This window comes from Paenarthrobacter sp. Y-19 (assembly GCF_029223985.1).
GTDB classification, from domain to species: Bacteria; Actinomycetota; Actinomycetes; order Actinomycetales; family Micrococcaceae; genus Arthrobacter; species Arthrobacter nicotinovorans.
The window spans coordinates 2,756,546-2,775,211 of record NZ_CP119414.1; the positions used below are offsets into that span (position 1 = coordinate 2,756,546).

Annotated in this window: 19 protein-coding genes; 9 read left to right on the top strand and 10 right to left on the bottom strand. The window is 64.0% G+C overall.

Going from position 1 to position 18,666, the window contains the following annotated elements:
• Positions 1–120: 120 nt before the first annotated feature.
• The 7 genes from PYR64_RS12885 to PYR64_RS12915 all read right to left on the bottom strand — a co-directional run bounded on the left by PYR64_RS12885 (position 121) and on the right by PYR64_RS12915 (position 7,476).
• A complete protein-coding gene (locus tag PYR64_RS12885; RefSeq protein ID WP_018776572.1) occupies positions 121–1,074 on the bottom strand; it encodes an ABC transporter substrate-binding protein in 954 nt (317 codons plus the stop codon).
• Positions 1,071–1,820 (bottom strand): ABC transporter permease, encoded by a 750-nt coding sequence (locus PYR64_RS12890; RefSeq protein WP_275775564.1) that lies wholly within the window; start codon positions 1,818–1,820, stop codon positions 1,071–1,073. The genes PYR64_RS12885 and PYR64_RS12890 overlap by 4 nt, the downstream gene beginning before the upstream one ends.
• Complete coding sequence (locus tag PYR64_RS12895; protein ID WP_018776574.1) at positions 1,817–2,557, bottom strand: ABC transporter permease; 741 nt, start codon at positions 2,555–2,557, stop codon at positions 1,817–1,819. The genes PYR64_RS12890 and PYR64_RS12895 overlap by 4 nt, the downstream gene beginning before the upstream one ends.
• On the bottom strand, positions 2,557–3,651 hold the full coding sequence (locus tag PYR64_RS12900; protein ID WP_039242277.1) for an ABC transporter ATP-binding protein: 1,095 nt from the start codon (positions 3,649–3,651) through the stop codon (positions 2,557–2,559). The genes PYR64_RS12895 and PYR64_RS12900 overlap by 1 nt, the downstream gene beginning before the upstream one ends.
• A 154-nt stretch (positions 3,652–3,805) precedes the next feature.
• Complete coding sequence (gene rsgA, locus PYR64_RS12905) at positions 3,806–4,930, bottom strand: ribosome small subunit-dependent GTPase A (protein WP_275779952.1); 1,125 nt, start codon at positions 4,928–4,930, stop codon at positions 3,806–3,808.
• Positions 4,931–5,187: 257 nt separating this feature from the next.
• Entirely contained in the window at positions 5,188–5,649 is a 462-nt protein-coding gene (locus tag PYR64_RS12910; protein WP_079580654.1) for an NUDIX domain-containing protein, read from the bottom strand.
• A 30-nt stretch (positions 5,650–5,679) separates the two neighbouring features.
• Positions 5,680–7,476 (bottom strand): beta-galactosidase family protein, encoded by a 1,797-nt coding sequence (locus PYR64_RS12915; RefSeq protein ID WP_275775567.1) that lies wholly within the window; start codon positions 7,474–7,476, stop codon positions 5,680–5,682.
• A 50-nt stretch (positions 7,477–7,526) separates the two neighbouring features.
• Here PYR64_RS12915 and PYR64_RS12920 point away from each other — a divergent pair, with 50 nt between their 5' ends.
• A complete protein-coding gene (locus PYR64_RS12920; RefSeq protein WP_193589810.1) occupies positions 7,527–8,558 on the top strand; it encodes a pirin family protein in 1,032 nt (343 codons plus the stop codon).
• A gap of 3 nt (positions 8,559–8,561) precedes the next feature.
• Here PYR64_RS12920 and PYR64_RS12925 read toward each other — a convergent pair whose 3' ends face one another.
• Positions 8,562–9,509: a BadF/BadG/BcrA/BcrD ATPase family protein gene (locus PYR64_RS12925; protein WP_039242281.1), complete on the bottom strand. Its 948-nt coding sequence runs from the start codon at positions 9,507–9,509 to the stop codon at positions 8,562–8,564.
• Positions 9,510–9,550: 41 nt separating this feature from the next.
• On the opposite strand from PYR64_RS12925, the gene PYR64_RS12930 reads away from it, so the two are divergent.
• Positions 9,551–10,585 carry a nitronate monooxygenase gene (locus PYR64_RS12930; RefSeq protein ID WP_064721631.1) on the top strand — a complete coding sequence of 345 codons (1,035 nt, stop codon included), beginning with the start codon at positions 9,551–9,553 and terminating at the stop codon, positions 10,583–10,585.
• Here the strand turns inward: PYR64_RS12930 and PYR64_RS12935 are convergent.
• Positions 10,560–11,534 carry a LysR family transcriptional regulator gene (locus tag PYR64_RS12935; protein ID WP_064721811.1) on the bottom strand — a complete coding sequence of 325 codons (975 nt, stop codon included), beginning with the start codon at positions 11,532–11,534 and terminating at the stop codon, positions 10,560–10,562. The genes PYR64_RS12930 and PYR64_RS12935 overlap by 26 nt on opposite strands.
• 98 nt (positions 11,535–11,632) lie before the next feature.
• On the opposite strand from PYR64_RS12935, the gene PYR64_RS12940 reads away from it, so the two are divergent.
• Genes PYR64_RS12940 through PYR64_RS12950 form a run of 3 tightly spaced genes read left to right on the top strand, consistent with a single transcriptional unit; the run spans position 11,633 to position 14,096 of the window.
• Positions 11,633–12,862: an MFS transporter gene (locus PYR64_RS12940; RefSeq protein ID WP_064721630.1), complete on the top strand. Its 1,230-nt coding sequence runs from the start codon at positions 11,633–11,635 to the stop codon at positions 12,860–12,862.
• A 31-nt stretch (positions 12,863–12,893) separates the two neighbouring features.
• Positions 12,894–13,535, top strand: a complete 642-nt coding sequence (locus PYR64_RS12945) for a TMEM175 family protein (RefSeq protein ID WP_055971780.1) — start codon at positions 12,894–12,896, stop codon at positions 13,533–13,535.
• A gap of 54 nt (positions 13,536–13,589) precedes the next feature.
• Entirely contained in the window at positions 13,590–14,096 is a 507-nt protein-coding gene (locus PYR64_RS12950) for an Lrp/AsnC family transcriptional regulator (RefSeq protein WP_011775479.1), read from the top strand.
• 33 nt (positions 14,097–14,129) lie between these two features.
• Here PYR64_RS12950 and PYR64_RS12955 read toward each other — a convergent pair whose 3' ends face one another.
• Positions 14,130–15,365, bottom strand: a complete 1,236-nt coding sequence (locus PYR64_RS12955; RefSeq protein WP_275775576.1) for an MFS transporter — start codon at positions 15,363–15,365, stop codon at positions 14,130–14,132.
• A 171-nt stretch (positions 15,366–15,536) separates the two neighbouring features.
• Here PYR64_RS12955 and PYR64_RS12960 point away from each other — a divergent pair, with 171 nt between their 5' ends.
• Genes PYR64_RS12960 through zapE form a run of 4 tightly spaced genes read left to right on the top strand, consistent with a single transcriptional unit; the run spans position 15,537 to position 18,651 of the window.
• Positions 15,537–16,052, top strand: a complete 516-nt coding sequence (locus PYR64_RS12960) for an Lrp/AsnC family transcriptional regulator (protein ID WP_026266981.1) — start codon at positions 15,537–15,539, stop codon at positions 16,050–16,052.
• 19 nt (positions 16,053–16,071) lie between these two features.
• Complete coding sequence (locus tag PYR64_RS12965; RefSeq protein ID WP_055971777.1) at positions 16,072–16,497, top strand: DUF1761 domain-containing protein; 426 nt, start codon at positions 16,072–16,074, stop codon at positions 16,495–16,497.
• A gap of 10 nt (positions 16,498–16,507) precedes the next feature.
• Positions 16,508–17,503, top strand: a complete 996-nt coding sequence (corA, locus tag PYR64_RS12970; protein WP_018776588.1) for a magnesium/cobalt transporter CorA — start codon at positions 16,508–16,510, stop codon at positions 17,501–17,503.
• Positions 17,494–18,651: a cell division protein ZapE gene (gene zapE / locus PYR64_RS12975; RefSeq protein ID WP_275775581.1), complete on the top strand. Its 1,158-nt coding sequence runs from the start codon at positions 17,494–17,496 to the stop codon at positions 18,649–18,651. Before corA ends, zapE begins: the two co-directional genes overlap by 10 nt.
• Positions 18,652–18,666 lie beyond the last annotated feature (15 nt).

The following is an 18,666-nucleotide window of genomic DNA, read 5'->3' on the forward strand; positions in this document are numbered from 1 at the left end:
TCCTCAAATATGCCACACGGGTGATGCAGTTCAGCTGAGACTTAACTCACATATACGACGACGGCGGTGACGGAGCCGCGAGGGTCCGTCACCGCCGTCGTACGCGGTTTTATGCGGATGCTACTTAACGATGCCCTTGTCCTTCAGCCAAGCGGCTGCGGCGTCCTTGGGTGCCTGCTTCTGGTCGCCACTGACGGCCCTGTTCAGGTTGATCAGATCGTCGGTGGTGAGGATTTTGGAGACGTTGTTGAGTGCTTCCTTGGCCTTGTCCGTCATCTTTGCCTTGTTGTAGAGCGGCAGGACCTGCTGGGCCTTGAAGTTGTTCTTGGGATCTTCAAGAACAACGAGGTCGTTGTCAACGATGGACGGCGTGGTGGTGTAGATGTCGGCCACCTGGACCTTGTCTTCCAGCAATGCCTGCAGGGTCAGGTTGCCGCCGCCGTCACTGAACGGCTGCAGGCCCTTGAGTTCGCAGTTGTAGTTCTTCTTCAGACCGGGGAAACCGTACGAGCGGGTCTCGAACGTGGCCGGGGCAGCCATGGTGAAGTCCTTGCACACCTTGGCCAGGTCCTCGATGGACTTCAGCTGGTACTTCTCGGCCGTCGCCTTGGTAACTACCATCGCGTCCTTATCCTCGGCTTTGGAAGCCTCCAGGACACCCAGGCCCTCGGGAAGCTTGCCGGGGAGCGCCTTGTAGACATCATCGGCCGAGACCTCCGCGGCCTCTGTGTCGACGAAGGAAAGGAGGTTCCCGGAGTAGTCAGGAACGAGGTCAATGGACCCGTCCTGCACGGCCTTGAAGTAGATCTCGCGCGAACCGATGTTCGGCTTGGACGTAGCCGTGAGGCCTGCGGCATTGAGGGCGCCGACATAGATCTCGGCAATAACCTGGCTCTCGGGGAAGTCAGCGGAGCCCACTACCAGGGAGCCTCCGGCAGAGCCACTGGGCGCCGCCGAGGAAGGGGTGGCCAAGGGGCTGCCACCGCAGGCGCTCAAGGCGAGGGCCACACCCACACCGGCTGCGAGGCCGCCAAGACCACGGCGTGTAAGGGTCATTGGGACGGGGTTCTTCATGGTGTACCTCCTTGAACGGCAGCCCCGGCTGGCGCCGTGGCTGTGAGATCTTCGGCCGCCTTGTGGCTGCCTTTTGCTTTTGAGTCGAGGGTCAGCCCCGATGAGAGGACAAGCCGTTGCACACCGGCGAGGATCAGGTCCACGGCGATCGCAAGTCCGGCGATAAGCAACGAGCCGCCCAGCATCCTGGGGAAGTCCTGAAGGACAAGGCCGTCGAACAGATACCGGCCCAGCCCTCCCAGCGGCAGATAGGCAACCACGGAAACAGTGGCAATGACCTGCAACACCGCGGTGCGGATACCGCCGAACATCACCTGCAGTCCGTTGGGCAATTCCACTCGGAACAGGATTTGCAGTTCGGTCATGCCCACGGCCCTCGCAGCGTCAACGACGTTGGCGTCAACACTGGAAATACCGGCATAGGTACCTGCCAGGAGTGGCGGCACGGTGAGGATCACCAGCGCCCAGACCGGCGGCATCAGGCCGCTGCCGGCGAGTAAGGCGAACAGGACCAGCAATCCGAGGGTAGGCAACGCCCGGAGCGCGCCGGCCACAGCGACAGCCACAACCCGGCCACGTCCCGTGTGCCCGATGAAGAGGCCCACCGGGATAGCGATCACGGCCGCAATGAGCAACACCAGGGCGCTGTACTGCAGGTGTTCGAAGAGCCGGGTGGGAATCCCTCCGGTTCCGGTCCAGTGCTTGGGGTCGAGCAGCCAGGCAATGGTTTCAGCGAAAATATTCATCCGGACGCCCCCGTATCGGGCCGAAGGCTTGCACGCGGCAGGCCAGGACCGGACTTGGGTTCAGTGATCAACGTGGTGGCGTCAGCTCCCGAAGACTTGCCACCTGCCGCACGGGTCCAAGGCGTCAGGAGTCGTTCCAACACCACAAGAACAGCATCCATCAGCAAGGCCAGGACCAGGATGGCAAGGATTCCCACCACCACTTCAGTGATGAAGGTCCGCTGCAGTCCGTCGGTGAAGAGGAATCCAAGGTTCCCTACGCCCAGCAATGCCGCAACGCTGACCAGGGAGATATTGCTGACCGACACCACGCGAAGACCGGCGAACATGACCGGGAGGGACAACGGGAGGTCTACCTGGAAGAAGCGGGCCATGGGTTTGAAGCCCATGGCAACGGCGGCGTTCCGGAGATCGTCGTCCACCGAGTCGAACGCATCCATCGCTGCGCGGACCAGCAAGGCCACGGCATAGATGGTCAGCGCCACCACCACATTCAGGGGGTCCAGAATCCTGGTCCCCAGAATGGTGGGCAGGATGATGAACAGGGCAAGCGAAGGAATGGTGTAAAGCAGTGACGTAGCAGTAGCCACTACCGAACGGAGTGTGCTGTTCCGCCGGGCCAGCTGGGCCAGGGGAATGGAAATCAGCAGTCCAAGGACCATCGGAATGATCGCGAGAACCAGGTGCTGGCCGGCCAGGCCCAGGACCATGCCGCTGTTGGCAAGGAACCACTCCATCAGGTGGCGTCCTCCCTGTGGTGCCGGACTTCCTCGATCAAGGCCAGGACCTCCGGCGCCTTCAGGACTCCGGCAACCCGGCCGTCGTCGTCTACCGCCACGCCAAGACCCGACGGTGACGACAACGCCGCATCCAGGGCGCGACGCAGCGTGTCCCCCTTGCGGAAGAGCGATCCGCCGGGGATCAGGCCGGCGCCGTCACGCGGCGAGGACCACCCCAGCGGACGGGTGTCTTCGTCGACCACGAGCGCCCATTCCCCCGAGCGACGCCCGGCACTGTGGCCGTCGTTGGCGCTGACCATGGTCACCGGGTGCAGGGTCACGGCGTCCGCGGCGTTGAAGGCGAGGTGCCGGAAACCGCGGTCGCGGCCCACGAAGGAGGCAACGAAGTCGTTTGCCGGTGCCCTGAGGATTTCCTCCGGCGCGGCGTACTGGGCCAGCTTGCCACCGACGGCGAACACCGCAACTTTGTCGCCGAGCACGGTGGCTTCGTCGATGTCATGCGTGACGAACACGATGGTCTTGGCAAGTTCACGTTGCAGGCGCAGCAACTCCTGCTGGAGTTCGTCGCGCACCACAGGATCCACTGCGCTGAACGGTTCGTCCATGAGCAGGACGGGCGGATCAGCAGCGAGCGCCCGGGCAACCCCGACACGCTGCTGCTGCCCACCTGAGAGTTGGCTCGGGTAACGCTTCCCGAGAACCGATGCCAGGCCGACGACGTCAAGCAGTTCCGCCGCGCGTTTCCGCGCCGCTGCCTTGGATACGCCATTAAGCCGCGGGACGGTGGCGATGTTGTCCAGCACGGAGCGGTGCGGCAAGAGGCCCGACGACTGCATGACGTAACCCATGGAGCGGCGCAGCTTTGCCGCCGGAACCTGGGACACATCCTCACCGGCCACGGTGATGGTCCCGCTGGTGGGCTCCACCATGCGGTTGATCATTCGCAGTGACGTGGTTTTGCCGCAGCCCGAGGGCCCCACGAACACGGTAATGGCACCTTTGTCGATGGACATGGTGAGATCGTCCACCGCCGGTTGCCCGCCCTGGTATCGCTTGGTGACGCTCTGGAACTCAATCATGGCTTCGGCCATACCTGGGCTTACCTATCTGTGGTCGAGAACATCGGTAGAGCCTGATGATCATATGCACTCTTATTACTTGGCTGCAAAGCAATCTTCACCCAGCGTAGCCAGCACCACCGACGATGTCAGCGGCGGCACGATTTCCGTAATCAATCGGCAATGTTTACCGCTTCCTTCGTTTGGCTCCCCTGCCGGACCGTTCCTGGGCCTGGTCATGTTTGTAACGTTCGACGGCGCGTTGGCCCCTGTCGGCCGACATCACCTTTTGGTGCCATTCGCGCTGGTGGGCGCGGCGGGCCGCGGCATCATGTTTGCGGTTCAGGGCAGCGAGCTCGCGTTGCAGTTTCAAATAGCTGGCCCATCGCCGGGGATCCAGGGCCTCCTCGGCGAGCGCTTGCTGCACGGCGCAGCCCGGCTCCGCCTGGTGGGCGCAGTCGGCAAAACGGCACTGGGCGAAGAGTTCATCAAAGTCACCGAACATCTCCTCCATCCCGTCCTCCGCGTCGAAGAGCCCGAACCCGCGCACCCCGGGAGTGTCCATCAGGACAGCTCCGCCGCTGAGGGGCACCAGTTCCCTGGCCGTCGTGGTGTGTTTGCCCTTGCCGTCGCCGGCGCGGACGGCACCGGTCTGCTGGACGTCGCGGCCTGCCAGGGCGTTGATGAGCGTTGATTTCCCCGCTCCTGACGGACCCAGAAGAACCAGGGTGGCGCCGTCGGGGATGTGCTGCATGAGTTCGTCGAGCCCATCGCCGTGCTCGGCGGAGGTGGTGACCACCTCCACGCCCGCAGCCTGCAGGATAACCTCCCCCACGACGTCATCCGCGAGGTCCGTCAGGTCGGCTTTGGTAATGACCACCAGCGGTGTGGCCCCTGAGTCCCAAGCAGCCACCAGGGTGCGCTCCAGGCGGTTGTGCGTGAGGGGCCGGTCCACGGGGACCACCACTGCGACGATGTCGATGTTGCTGCCCAGGATTTGTTCCTCGGAGGAAGCCTCGAAGGCCCGCTTGCGGCTCAGCGCGGAATAGCGTGGAAGGACGGCGACGACGGCCGGCTCGCCTGCACTGTTCCGGCCGACCCAGACCCAGTCCCCCGTGGCGGGCACCAGTCCTTGGGTGGGATAGGGCAAATGCAGCAGGCCTTCACCGGAGGCGACGAGAACGCGGTTGCGGTCCAGGCGGACCACCCTTCCGGGGCTGGCTGCGTCCTGGTTGTCCGCCGGAAGATTGGCGCTGAAGAGCGCTGCTGTCTTGGCTGTAAAGCCGTATTCCGCAGGTCCGCGGAATGGCATGGTGCTGCTCAATGAAGGGTCGCTTGAAGAAGCGAAAGTGTTCGCGTAAGTATTCAATGGGATGCCTCTGCTGAGGCCCGGTTGCCTGCTACTGGCGGGCAGATGCCGGGACAGGATGAGTGGTGTGATGACGGTGCGCCGCCGCGTGCGGGGCGCGCGAAGTTATGGCAATCATCAAAATCCACCTCCTTGGGCATCAGGGCCGGCATGGATGGCCGGCAACGATGCCAAGCCTAGCCAACCGTTGGGCAGCTTGGCTAGCCCTCCGTGCCGGGCTTTCCGTCTGCCGGGCGCTCACTGTGGAGGCGCAGTGCCGTGTCGACCAGGGAAACCCTGTTCAGCTTCCCGATTTCATGCAAAGGAATCCACGCGGCATGGGTAGTACTGCCATCCACCTCATAGGTCAGTTCTCCGCCCACCACGGTGGCCTCGTAGACAATACGCAGGGCCTCGAAGCCCCGAACGGAGCCGTCCGCCTGCGTCTCCCCGGGCCAGTGACCGACGTCGATCCCCAACATCCGGTCAACCCTGGCCTCGTAGCCGGTTTCCTCCCGGACTTCGCGCCGGCACCCATCAACCGGGTGCTCGGCGAAATCCAAGCCTCCGCCGGGCAGGGTCCACCCCTCCTTGTCATCCTGCTTCCAGTAGGCCAGCAGGATCCGTTCCTCCTTGACGATTACGGCGTAGGCTGCGGGGCGGGTGTCGAACTGCGGGCTCATCGTGCCAGCATAATTCGCTTTGCCTGATCCCTAGGGCAGTTCGGCGGCGGCGATGGGGCCGGGCTCTTCGGGACCAAGGTCCGGCTGCTCACGAAGCTCGACGACGGTCCCCGGCTTGCCGAGTTCAAGAACCTTGATGCGGTTGAGGCCAACGTTCAGCAACGGTGCGGGCGCGTACAGGGTGACCTGTGGTCCTTTTTCCCAGTACCGTCCGAGAAGGAAACCATTGAGCCAGACGAAGCCCTTCCCGGAATCGGGCAAGGCAACGTAAGTATCAGCCGGTTCCCGCAGGTCAAAGTCGGCCCCGGCGAGGTCTTCCAACTCCTGGCTGCCCCACTCGGAGAGTGCCACCGGTACCTGTGTCCAGTGGAACGTGTAGCGCTGGTTGATGAGGACTCCGCCCAGGATTCCCTTGCCCTGCCCGGTGAGGGGCCCGTAGTTGATGCGGCCCAGGTTCTCCACCAAAATGTCTAGCTTGGCGGAGGCACCAGTCCCTGTCAGGGGCAAGCCTTCTGCGCCGCTCGTATCGTCCAGCACTCCGGCAAACGCGCCGTCCACCCAGATGTAGGCGCGGTCGTTCAGGCCAGTGATCTTCAACCGGCACTCGCTGGGAGAGTCGGCGCGGCCCGGCAAGATGGCGTCGGCGGAGTACAGGACCATACCGGCGTCGAGCCCCAACTGTTCGAAGCTGAGGGGCTTGACACTGCTGACGGGCTTGCCGGAGCTGCGTGCAAGCTCCAGCACGTCCGGTCCGGCCGACAATGGCAGCGACTGCGCCGGGACCACCGGAGGGTCCGCCAGCAATTCGGCGGGGAGCCCGGGCATCTCCTCAATGCCTTGCGCACGGAAGAATTCTGCCCGGAAGGCATGGAACTTAGGCGTCAGGGCACCGTTCTCCGCGATGGGCGCGTCGGAGTCGTAGCTCGTGACCGTCGGCTGCAGGCGGGAGCCATCGTGGTTGCTTCCGGATCCGAGGCCGAAGTTGGTCCCGCCGTGGGCCATATAGACGCAAACGGAGCCGCCAAGATCAAGCATCTTGCGGGCTTCATGCGCTGCATCGGCGGCATCGCGCCGGTGGTGGTGTTCGCCCCAATGGTCAAACCAGCCGCCCCAGAACTCGACATTGAAGAACGGTTCACCTGGGCGACGCCGCTTCCATGTCTCCACGGCTTCATCTCCCCGGCTTCCCAGCGTCGCTGTAGCCCACGTTCCCGCGACAGAGCCGCCGTCCAGAAAGTAGTCCGTGCCGCCGTCGGCCGTGAACAGCAGCTCCGTGATGCCGCGCTCTTCAAGGACCCGGCGGTTCCAGCGGATGTATTCATGGTCATCGCCGTAGCTGCCGTACTCGTTCTCGATCTGCACGGCCACCACCGGCCCGCCCAAGGAGGCCTGCCGGGAAGCAACGATCGGCAGTAGGTGGTCGAACCATTCCTCAATGGCGGTGGTGAATACCGGGTCCATGCACCGCAGCCCGATGCCCGGGATGCCGGTCAACCATGACGGGAAGCCTCCGTTGTCCCATTCTGCGCAAATGTAGGGACCCGGGCGGACGATGACGTCCAGACCTTCCTCTGCTGCGAGGTCGATGAAGTGGCCAACATCCCGCCAGCCAGTGAAGTCCGGTGCCGCATCACGCTGCGGCTGATGGAAGTTCCAGGCTACGTAGGTGTCAACAGTGTTGGCCCCCATGGCCTTGAGTCGACGCAAGCGGTCCCGCCACAGATCGGGGTGAACCCGGAAGTAGTGGATGGCTCCAGCGAGGATGCGGTACGGTTCACCCGAACGGTAAAGGACAGCGTCGTGGTAGCTCAAAAGGGCGTTGTTCACACGGAACAGATTAGCTCAATTTCCAACATTTATGCACAGGTGATGAACACGTGACCAATCTTGATACTTCCCCTGCACAGGAAGTTTGCCCTGCCGCACCCGAAGGGCAGGGTCCATGCGTTCAACTGTGGCCCGAACGCGAAGTCCCCCTGGGCGGCGTCCGCGCGATGAACGTCATGAGGACGCTGCCGCAGCGTGGACTGCCCACCGTAGGGGCCTGGTGCTTCCTGGACAGCTTCGGCCCGGACCGGGTGGCGATGAGCGTCCTTCCCCACCCCCACTGTGGTCTGCAGACAGTCACCTGGCCATTGGAAGGTGCCGTGCGGCACCGCGACAGCGTCGGGAGCGACGTTGTGGTGCGGCCCGGCGAGCTGAACATCATGACCGCCGGCAACGGTATTTCGCATTCCGAGTTCTCGGTCCTTCCGGCCACCACCGAAGACGATTCCAGCCCCCTCGTCGAGGAATTGCCGGTGTCACGGGGACTTCAGCTCTGGGTTGCCCTTCCGGATGAGCATCGCCACCGCACGCCGTCGTTCGAGCAAGTCCGGGATCTGCCGGTGGCCGTGGGAGACGGCTTCTCCGCCACGGTGATGGTAGGCGAGTTTGCCGGACAGCGGTCCCCTGCCACCATGTTCAGCCCCATCGTTGGCGCCGACATCGTGGGATCGGGCCTGCTGGAACTTCCGTTGCGGCCCGACTTCGAGCACGCTGTACTGGTCCTGGACGGCCGCCTTGTCATTGACGGCCAGGAGGTGCAGGCCGGTCCCCTGGCCTATCTTGGCGCCGGCCGGAGCAGCCTCGCCGTGGAAGCGCAACCCGACACCCGCTTCATGCTCCTGGGCGGCGAGCCTTTCGGTGAAGACCTCCTCATGTGGTGGAACTTCGTTGGGCGGACGCACGAGGAAGTAGAACAGGCCCGCGAAGAATGGGAGGCCGAAGGATTGCTCGACGCCGATGCTGCCGCGGCCTCGCGCTTCGGCCATGTCCATGGCCACGGACCAGATGCCGGTCCCGAAGCCGGCCGCATTCCGGCTCCCCCGCTTCCCGGGGTCAAGCTGCGTCCCCGTACGCGCGGCTGAGCCTTATTTCCGGCTTGATGCCCGCTGCTCGGCAATCAGACGGGGAACGCCAAAGACGGGATCCTGCCGCAGGATCCGCACATCCGTGATGCCTTGTTCGGCGAGTGCCGCCGTGAACGCTTCCTGCAAACGGGGAACGTTCATTCCCAGTCCGCTGCCCAGGATGACCGGACCGTTCAGGCCCAGCTGGCGGGTGGCCTGTCCGGCGAGGTCGGCGAGGTCACGCCCGGCCTGCACCACCATTGCCTGGCTGGCCTCGTCACCGGCGTCGGCGGCTTCCACCACAAGCCGGGCCTGTTGTGCCCAGTAGCGGCGGCCGGTGTCAGGTGAATGGAAAAGGGCTATGAGCTTCCCCGGCTCATCCACTCCGCAGGAATCCAGGAGCGCGCGGCTCAGCCGGTCAGGCTCCAAGCCCTGATTCATCCGCCGCAAACTGTGCCGGACGGCTTCCCTTCCGAGCCAGTACCCGCTTCCTTCATCCCCCAGGAGGTAGCCCCAGCCACCCGCCCGGGCTTCCTCACCGGCGTCGTTCTTCCCCCACGCCGCCGAACCGGTCCCGGCAATGACGGCCACACCGGTGCCAGCTCCCCCGGCCGCCAGCAGCAGCCTCGAATCGTGGACCACGGTGATGCGCGCCCCCGGCGCGTGGGGGGCGATCAGGTCTGCGAGCGCCTGGGCATCTTCTTGCGTATCGATTCCGCCGGCACCTGCGTATACCTGGTCGATCCGGCCACCACCGATTTTTCCGAACAATTCGGCCAGGTTCGCCGCAGCCTGCTCCCGGCTGACATTCTGGACGTTGGCACTGCCTGACGTTTCATCCCGGACCGGTTCGTCGTCCTGAAACCTCACACCGCGGGTCTTGGTGCCGCCTATGTCGAGCCCGATAACGGTGCCGCTCGCGGCCGCGGAGGGGGCAGGGGAATGCAGGGCAGAGTCATGATTGTTCACCGTGAAAGACTAGCTTGGAGCGTCCTGAGGAGGAACCGACCATGCCTCAATTCCTGTTTGGCACACCATTTATTGCGGCCCCGATGGCAGGAGGGACATCAACAACGAAGTTGGTACACGCTGTCCATGAGGCCGGCGGGCTGGGCTTCCTCGCTGCCGGGTACAAGAGTCCCGGGTCCATGGCTGCGGAGGTCTCCGCTGCGAGGGCGCTGGGGATCAGGTTCGGCATGAACGTCTTTGTTCCGGACCCGGACGCACTGTCGCCGGGGCCCAAGGAGCGGGCACGGCTGGAAGCCTACCGCGCCGAGCTGGAACCAGAGGCTGCGCGCTACGGTGTCACTTTGCCCCCGCTTCGCCTCGATGACGATGACGCCTGGCAGGAGAAGATCGACATCCTCGTGACGGACCCGGTGGAAGTGGTGAGTTTCGCTTTCGGCCTCCCTGGGCGCGAAGTGGTCGGGTCCCTGCAGAAGGCCGGAACACTCGTTGTCACCAGTGTGACCAGTGTTCAGGAAGCCCTCGCCGCTGCCGAGGAGGGCCCTGACGCACTGGTCGTCCAGCACGCCTCCGCAGGGGCACATACTGCGGCCTTCCTGGCCGGCATTCCGGATACATCGCCAGCCAGTACGACGGCGGACCTGGTCGCCCGGGTGCGGGCCGCCGTCGGGCTTCCGCTGATAGCTGCCGGCGCGATCATGGACGGCAATACGCTCCGCGGGGTCCTGGCTGCCGGTGCAGCAGCCGCCCAGGTTGGCACCGCCCTGCTCCGCACGGACGAAAGCGGCGCGCGCCAATCGCACAAAGACGCGTTGGGGAATCCTGAGTTCACTCAAACCGCCATGACCCAGGCTTTCACGGGACGTCCGGCACGTTCCCTGGTGAACGAGTTCGTACAGGATCATCAGGATGCCCCCAAGGGCTACCCGGCCATCCACCACCTCACTGCCCCGGTCCGTGCTGCGGCGTCCGCGGCGGGCGATCCGCACCGCCTCAACTTGTGGGCAGGAACGGGCTGGAAGCAGGCGCGGACAGGATCAGCGAGGGATGTTGTCAGGGAGTTCCTGAACGGGCTCTAACGAGTTCGGCCAACAGTTCGCCGCCTTCGGTCACCACCAGTTCGCGAAAAAGCCGAACCGCGTCCGGCTCGAAAGTCCGCTCCCGCCAGGCGATGCCAATCTGCCGGAACGCCAGATCGGATTCAATGGACACCTCGACGAGCCCGAGTTCCGTCTTGGGCAGATATTGTCCGGTGCCGGAGCCGGGCCCGGCGGGCGGGAGGATGCTGAACCCCAACCCTGCCGAGACCAGCCCTCGGGCGGATGTGGACTCCTGGACCTCAAAGGCAATGCGTGGCCGGAACCCTGCTTCACGGAACAGTGCCTCCCCCAGTGCCCGCAAGCCGACTCCGGCCGGCAGCGTCACGTAGGGGTCGTGCCGCAGCTCCGAGAGGTTGACGCTGGGCCGCCCGGCCAAGGGGTGCCGGTAGTGCAGCACAGCCCTCAGCGGCTCCCGGTACAGCGGATGGGAGCGGATGCCCCGGCCCTCAGGCGCTATGGGCGCCGTCAAGGCGAAGTCCATCTCCCCACTGGCCAACTGTTGCAGGCAATCGTCGCGGGGTCCCTGCCAGAGTTCGAACGCTGCGTGGGGATGGCGGCCGCGGAACGCACTGATCAGGAGAGGGAGGGTGGCTTCGCCGAACGTGTGCTGGAACGAAACTCCGATCCTCCCCCGCACGACGTCCGATTCGTGGCGTACCCGGTCCAGGCCTGCCTGGAAATCCTCCAGCGCAGCGTCGATGTACGGGAGGAGGGCCTTCGCGGCGGAGGTGAGACGTATACCGCGTCCGTCCCGCACCAACAGGTCCATCCCAACGATCGCGCTGGCCCGAGCCACGGCCCTGCTGACCGTGGACTGCGGTACCCCGAGCAATTCCGCGGTTTCCGTCATATGTTCGGTGCGGCCCAGTTCTGCCAGGACCGGCAGGAGCGGGAGGAGTTGGACAAGCTGCTGGTGATCCGGTTCCACGACGTTCCCTTTCAGCAACACAACTCATGCATATCTGCATCAATTATACGTAACCCATGCATTGGAATGGGTAGTCGAGGTCGTCCTACTCTGGGCCGGTGAACAGAACGAGCATTGAGGCTGAAACCGAAAGCTGGGACGGGCACGCCAAGGGGTCCCGCGGCTACAGCCGTGTTCTGGCGGCATTGGCCCTGGCCGGCGTCGCGACGTTCGCACAGCTGTATTCCACCCAGGCCGTGCTGCCCCTCATGGCAGCGGACCTCCGGATCACTGCAGCGGAAGCCGCACTCAGCATTTCGCTGGCCACGGTTGGTCTCGCCGCCACCGTGCTTCCGTGGTCGTTTGTTGCCGACAGGATCGGCAGGGTCCGTGCCATGGCCATCGGCATCGCTGCCGCTACGATCCTGGGACTGCTTGTTCCGCTGGCCCCGAATGTGCCCATGCTGCTGGGTCTGCGGATGCTGGAAGGCATGGCCCTGGGCGGTATACCCGCAATCGCCATCGCGTACCTCAATGAGGAAGTCACCAAGATCCATACCGCCCTGGCCGCCGGGAGCTACGTAGCCGGCACCACCCTGGGCGGCCTTGCCGGGCGACTCGTGGCGGGTCCCGCCGGCGAACTGTGGGGCTGGCGTGCAGCGACCCTTGCCGTGTCGCTGCTGGCCACCGTGTCCGCCGTCCTGTTCCTGGTGCTTGTTCCCAAACAGCGGCGCTTCACGCCAGCCCCGGCCGCAGGGTTCCGTGGCGCCCTCAGTACGTTGGGCGGACATTCACGCAATCCAAAACTCCTGTCCTTGTACCTGCAGGCGTTCCTCCTCATGGGTGGCTTCGTAGCGGTCTACAACTACCTGGGTTTCCGGTTGCATGCCGAGCCTTTTGGGCTGCCAGCCACCCTGGTCAGCCTCATATTCCTTGCCTACTTGTCGGGCACGGTAAGTTCCCGCTGGGCGGCCGGGCTCACCACCAGGTTCGGACGGCGGAACGTCCTGGTAGCGGGCATCGCCGTTTTGTCGGCCGGGTTGGCATTGACCCTGGTGGATAGCCTTGTGGCCATCCTTGCCGGGCTGGTAGTTTTCACCGGCGGTTTCTTCGCAGCCCACAGCGTGGGCTCCGGCTGGACCGGCGCCATTGCCACTACCGGCCGGGCACAGGCAGCGTCCCTGTACAACCTGTCCTATTACCTCGGTTCCAGCGTGATCGGATGGGCCGGAGGCCTGGTCTTCCAGCACTTCGGCTGGACCGCTTTGGCGGCGGGCGTCATCGCCCTGTCATGCACGACGGCGGCAGTCACCTTGGCAGTGCACCGTTCACCACGGATTTCCCGCTGATTCGGGCCGTGTTGGTCCTAGAATCGGAGGCATGACACAGCTCGCGAGTACACGGGTACTGTCGTCGCCGGAACGTTTGCAGGCGTTTACCGATGCCGTGGTGGCGATTGCTTTGACCCTGCTGATCCTTCCCCTCATGGAGAGCGTGGGGGAACTGGCCGATCATCATGGAACCACGGCGGAATGGCTCGTCGAGGAACAATACGCTTTGCTGGGCTTTGCCCTCAGCTTCATCCTCATTGCCGTGTTCTGGACGCATCATCACCGCCTGTTCCGCAAGGTCCGGCAGATCGATTCGGGTTTGTTGTGGCTGACGGTAGCCTGGATGTTCTTCATTGTGGTCATGCCCGTGTCCACGTCGCTCTCCACCCAGATGGACGCCGATTGGGCCCAACCCCTGGTGTACATCGGGACATTGTTTGCCACCAGCCTCACGCTTCTCCTGGCACGCATCTATCTCCGTTCGCATCCCGAGCTTCACGAAATGGACGCGGTGGAGGCACGCTCCGGAATCCGGGCAGGGGCGATAGTGGCCGGGCTTTTCCTCGCCGCCCTCGTGCTGGCCCTTGTGATTCCATCCGCGGGAAATCTTCCGTTGCTCCTGATGTTGCTCAGCGAGCCGCTCCAGCGCTTGGACCGCCGGAGGGACCGCAGCAAGCCCGCACAACGATAGTCACCTGAAGAATTCACCGCTTAGGATGGGTGGAAGGCAATTTCAGGAGGATCCGTGAGCAACCCCACGAAGAATGTTCGGTCGAGCACGGGCAGCGCAGAGCCGTTGGACGCGATCGATGAGCGGATCCTCGCTGCCTTGGTAGATGACGCCCGCATTTCCAACAAGCAGTTGGCAGAACTCGTGGGGATCGCACCGTCCACGGCCCTGATGCGGACCAGGGCCCTGTCCGAGCGCGGCATTATTGAAGGCTTCGAGGCTGTGCTGAGCCTGCCGGCCATTGGCCGCTCGGTACAGGCTTTGATCGCTGTCCGCCTCCGCGCCCACGACCGCGACCAGATCGACCGTTTCACGGCGCGCGTGCCCAAGCTCCCGGCCGTCATCTCAACGTTCCACACCACCGGTTCGGTGGACTATCTGCTGCACATCGCCGTCGCAAATACCGACGACCTCCGCAACTGGCTCCTGGACAACCTAGCCACCGACCCCGTGGTCGGCCACACGGAAACCACCATGGTGTTCCAGCACATCCCGGGCAACCGGGGACCACTACCCGAGTAACACCGGATCCCTGCCAACACCGGCCCCGCAGCGTCAGATCCGCAGGGCACTCTTCATGGACACGGCGGCCAGCGTCAGCGCGGCGAGGCCACATAGCGCGGTGAAGCCCACGACGGCGGCCTGCAGGCCAAGTGCCGTCACGGCAAGTCCCAGCCCAATCACCGGAACAGCGCTTCCAAGGTAGGTAATGACGTACACCGTGCTGATGACTTGTGCGTGGCGGGCCGCCTCTACCTTTCCGGCGACCTCGTTGAATACCTGCCGGAAGGCAATTCCCTGGCCCATGCCGGCCGAGATGCTCGCTGCCACCAGCAGCCAAGGACTTGACCACGCGGCGGCAGCTCCCACGAGGACCACGGAAACACCCAGTACTGCGAGCGCCGCGGGAACAACGAAACGCCCACGGACACCCAGCAATTGACTGAGTGCTGATGCGCCAAGGGTGACTCCGGCAAGCACTCCGATCAAGGGCCGGGAGTCTGCGTGAACCACTGTGGCGAAGTATCCGGGAGCGAGCGACAAGCAGAAACCGAAGACCGCAAAGCTCAGGAATCCAGTGGTGGCCGCCATCCAGAAAGCTCCCCTGGCCTCGTGTGAAATGGACGGTTTCCGGGGCGCCAGCACCCTATGGGCTTTTGGACCTTCTGCGGGGGCGATCGCGGGCCTGGCTTTCAGCAGCCACAGGGGAATGAGGGCGGCCAGCAGCACGGCCGAGTGGACGTAGTACGGCGTGCGGGTGGGCTCCGGGAGGAGCGACAAAAGACCGCCAATGGCAGGACCTGCAGCCACGCCACCTGCCGAGGAAAGCAGCGTGAAGCGAGAAGCCCAGTCCGGGCGTTGGGGCAGCAACTCCCGCAGCGCCGCGGAACTTGCTCCGGTAGCGAGGCCGACGGCGACCCCCTGGAGCGCCCTGCCGACAGACAGGGTAAGGAGGGAATCTGCGTTGGCGAAGATCACCCCGCCCGCCAGGCCCACCAGGACCGCGAGCACCAGTGCCGCCCGTCGGCCGATGTGATCCGACCAGTGCCCTGCCACCATGAGGACAGCCACCAACGCCAGCACATAGCTGGAAAAGGCCACGGTCACGTCAAGCAATGACAAGCCGATCCTGGCCTGGAGCAAGGGGTACAGGGGTGTGGCGAGGTTCGCGCCAACCAGCAACGTGAAGATCACGACCCCTGCCAGGACCAGCCTGGCCGTGGTGGAGGCATCCCATCCCCAGCGCTCGGCGGTGGCCGGACGCATGCGGAGTTCGCTCAAGACAGTCATTTCCATGCCTTCGGACTCGGGTGCCGGTTTTGGCATCCTTGTGGGAAACGCAGGCCGGCTAAGTATTGATGGCAATAGAATGCAGGAGGACTGAACTTTGGGAGCTGTAAACATGCAAGGATTGAGCAAAATACTCAAAGACCTAGCAGCCGAGTGATCTGGAGTGACCATTTGAACACCCTCGACCCCATGGACCTGCGGATCCTCCTGGAACTGATCAAGGATCCGCGCATCCAGATCGCCGAACTAAGCGACGGTCTGGGCATCGCGAGGAACACCGCCCAAAGCCGCCTTAAGCGTCTGCTCCGCACCGGCGTCCTTCAGGCCGCGGGACGGGAGGTCGACCTGGAGAAGGTGGGATACGACGTCGTCGCTTTCGTCACGATCGAGGTCACCCACCGCGAACTCGACGGCGTCATCGGCGCCCTGCGCCTCATCCCCCAGGTCCTCGAAGTGCACGAGATCTCCGGCAGGGGAGATTTGTGGTGCCGGGTGGTCGCAACCGACACCCATAATCTGCAGTCCGCGCTGCGCTCGGTCCTCCGCACGAAAGGAGTGATCAGGACGGAAACGGTGCTGGCGCTCCACACGCACATCCCTTACCGCACGGAACCGCTCATCGGCCGGATGGCCTCAGTACCAACACGCAGCAGGAACGAGAACCAGAGCCCGGGCGCGGAGGCCTGAACGAACTAGGATCTTAGGCATGGATTGGCTCTCACATATCTCCCAGATCAACTGGCTCGCCGTTCTCCTGGCCTTCGTTTCAAGCATGGTGATCGGCTTTGTCTGGTACATGCCGGCCGTTCTTGGACGCAGGTGGATGCAGGCCATCGGCAAGACCGAGGACGATCTGAAGAACATCGACGGCGGAGCCGGGATCTGGGTACCCATGATGCTCGCAGCGGCCGTGACCAGCATCCTCCTGGCGATCCTGCTCAGCGCGCTTGACATCAACACCTTCTGGGCAGGTGCCGTCTTCGCCCTGATCATCGCCGTGGTCTTCCGTGCAGGTGGCCACGTGATCCACAACGGCTTTGCGGGACGCCCCTCGACGGTTACCGTGATCGATTCCGGCCACGACATTCTTGCCATGACTGTTGCCGGGGCGATCATCGGGGCCATGCAGTAGCGTTCAACCTGTGACCATTATCGACAACGCCGTGTACGTGGACGGCGTCCGCACTGCCACCCCCCACAGCCTCGAGCAAACCTTTGAGACATTGGCCAAGCACGGCGGCATGGCCTGGATCGGCCTCTACCGCCCCACGCAGGAAGAAATGGCCGCGGTGGCCCGGGAGTTCGGCCTCCACCGGCTGGCTGTGGAGGATGCCGTCTCGGCGCACCAGCGGCCCAAGATTGAGCGCTACGACAGCAACCTCTTCACGGTTCTCCGACCGGCGAGGTATCTGGATGACTCCGAGTCCGTGGAATTCGGGGAACTCCATATCTTTACCGGCGTCAACTTTGTGGTGACCATCCGCCATGCCGAAACCGGCGGGGTTGCCCGTGTCCGCCACCGCCTGGAAGCACGGCCGGATCTTCTCTGCCACGGCCCGGAAGCGGTGCTGTACGCGCTGCTGGACCAGGTGGTGGATGATTATGCGCCCGTGGTCGCCGGCCTGGAGAACGACATCGATGAAATCGAAGACCAGCTCTTCAGCGGTGACAGCGCTGTTTCCCGCAGGATCTACGAACTCGCCCGCGAAGTGATCCAGTTCCAGAGGGCGATCCAACCCCTGCCGGACATCATGTCGCTTCTGGAGAAGGGTTTTGAGAAATATGGCGTGGACATCGAGCTGCAGCGTTCCCTCCGGGACGTCGAAGACCACGTGCAACGCGTCATTTCCCGTGTGAACTCGTTCCGGGACCTCCTCCAGAACGCGTTGACCCTGGACGGCACACTGACCGCAAACCGGCAGAACGAGGCAAGCGCGGCCCAGAACGAGCAGGTCAAGAAGATCTCCTCCTGGGCTGCCATCCTCTTCGCGCCATCGTTCGTGGCAGGAATCTACGGAATGAACTTCGACCACATGCCCGAGCTCCACTGGGACCTTGGTTACCCCATGGCGATCGGCCTCATGGTGGGCGTGGCACTGCTCATGTACGTCATCTTCAAGCGCAAAGGATGGCTGTGACGCCACTCTTGAGGCCAACTCCACGAGCAACCCGGGACATCGCCCGGAGGTTGCTCGAAGGAATAAACCTCGACGCCGGACAGTCCGGCTTTGCGCTCGAAGAAAGCCAGCAGCGTGCAGCCGGGCGGTTGGCGGCCATGGGCGCGGAGGTGACGGTCCGGCGTCGGACTCTTTCGCGGAAGATGCCACGGAGCCTTTACCTGCACGGACCTGTGGGACGGGGAAAGACCTGGCTGATGGACAGCTTCTTTGGGCAGCTCGATGTGCGCAAACGGCGGGTGCATTTCCACGACTTCTTCCGCAGCCTCCACGCCGGAACCCACGGTTCCCATGCCGGCAGCTCGACGGCCATCCAGCATTCGGTGGACTCGCTGCTGGACGGCATTGAGGTGCTCTTCTTTGACGAATTTCACGTCCACGACGTCGGCGATGGCATGTTCATTGCGCGTCTGCTGCGAACTGCCGCGCAGCGCCGCATCCCCTTGGCGGTCACGTCCAATTTCGCGCCGGACGAGTTGCTGCCCAACCCTCTTTGGCACGACCATTTCCTGCCCACCATTGAGGCCATCAAGGAGATGATGGACATAGTGACAATCGATGGTTCTTCAGATTTTCGACGCTTCCCCGCAGCCGGGTCCGCAGAGCCCCAAGGCAGGGAGTCCTTCCGGGCAGGACGCATCGTGACACCCGGTACGTCCCGCCAGCTGGGCCGGCTGGGCCTGTTCATCCCGTCACCGTCGCAGAGCCGGGTGCTGACCCCCACCACCCAGCCGATCGTCGTCAAGAACTCCGATCCCGACCTCCTGTGGGTTGGATTCGAGGAGTTGTGCGGCGGGTTGACCTCCACGTCCGACTATCTGGCACTGGCCGAAACGTTCACCACCTGGGTGATCGACGGCGTCCCCTCACCTGCGGACGCCGATGCGGCATCCGCGCCGGCTTGGCAAAGGTTCAGCAACGTGGTGGACGTGCTGCACGATCAGGACATCACGTTGTTCCTGATCGGCCCCGGCCCGCTGGACTGGGACGTCGGGGCCGGCCGCAGCGGCCTTCCGATGGACTTCGCCCGCATCGCGAGCCGCCTGTCCTTGCTCGGACGGTCCCACGCGGACGACGACGCTGCACGCGAAGAGGCCGCCGGAAGCTGAGCTTCCGGCGACCTT

Excerpts from the sequence above, each read along its gene's own strand:
- PYR64_RS12910 (WP_079580654.1), bottom strand. The coding sequence starts at position 5,649 with ATGAGCCCGCAGTTCGACACCCGCCCCGCAGCCTACGCCGTAATCGTC.
- PYR64_RS12930 (WP_064721631.1), top strand. The coding sequence starts at position 9,551 with ATGCCTCAATTCCTGTTTGGCACACCATTTATTGCGGCCCCGATGGCA.
- PYR64_RS12890 (WP_275775564.1), bottom strand. The coding sequence starts at position 1,820 with ATGAATATTTTCGCTGAAACCATTGCCTGGCTGCTCGACCCCAAGCAC.
- PYR64_RS12945 (WP_055971780.1), top strand. The coding sequence starts at position 12,894 with ATGACACAGCTCGCGAGTACACGGGTACTGTCGTCGCCGGAACGTTTG.
- PYR64_RS12885 (WP_018776572.1), bottom strand. The coding sequence starts at position 1,074 with ATGAAGAACCCCGTCCCAATGACCCTTACACGCCGTGGTCTTGGCGGC.
- PYR64_RS12955 (WP_275775576.1), bottom strand. The coding sequence starts at position 15,365 with ATGACTGTCTTGAGCGAACTCCGCATGCGTCCGGCCACCGCCGAGCGC.
- rsgA (WP_275779952.1), bottom strand. The coding sequence starts at position 4,930 with ATGCCATTCCGCGGACCTGCGGAATACGGCTTTACAGCCAAGACAGCA.
- PYR64_RS12900 (WP_039242277.1), bottom strand. The coding sequence starts at position 3,651 with ATGGCCGAAGCCATGATTGAGTTCCAGAGCGTCACCAAGCGATACCAG.
- PYR64_RS12895 (WP_018776574.1), bottom strand. The coding sequence starts at position 2,557 with ATGGAGTGGTTCCTTGCCAACAGCGGCATGGTCCTGGGCCTGGCCGGC.
- PYR64_RS12965 (WP_055971777.1), top strand. The coding sequence starts at position 16,072 with ATGGATTGGCTCTCACATATCTCCCAGATCAACTGGCTCGCCGTTCTC.
- zapE (WP_275775581.1), top strand. The coding sequence starts at position 17,494 with ATGGCTGTGACGCCACTCTTGAGGCCAACTCCACGAGCAACCCGGGAC.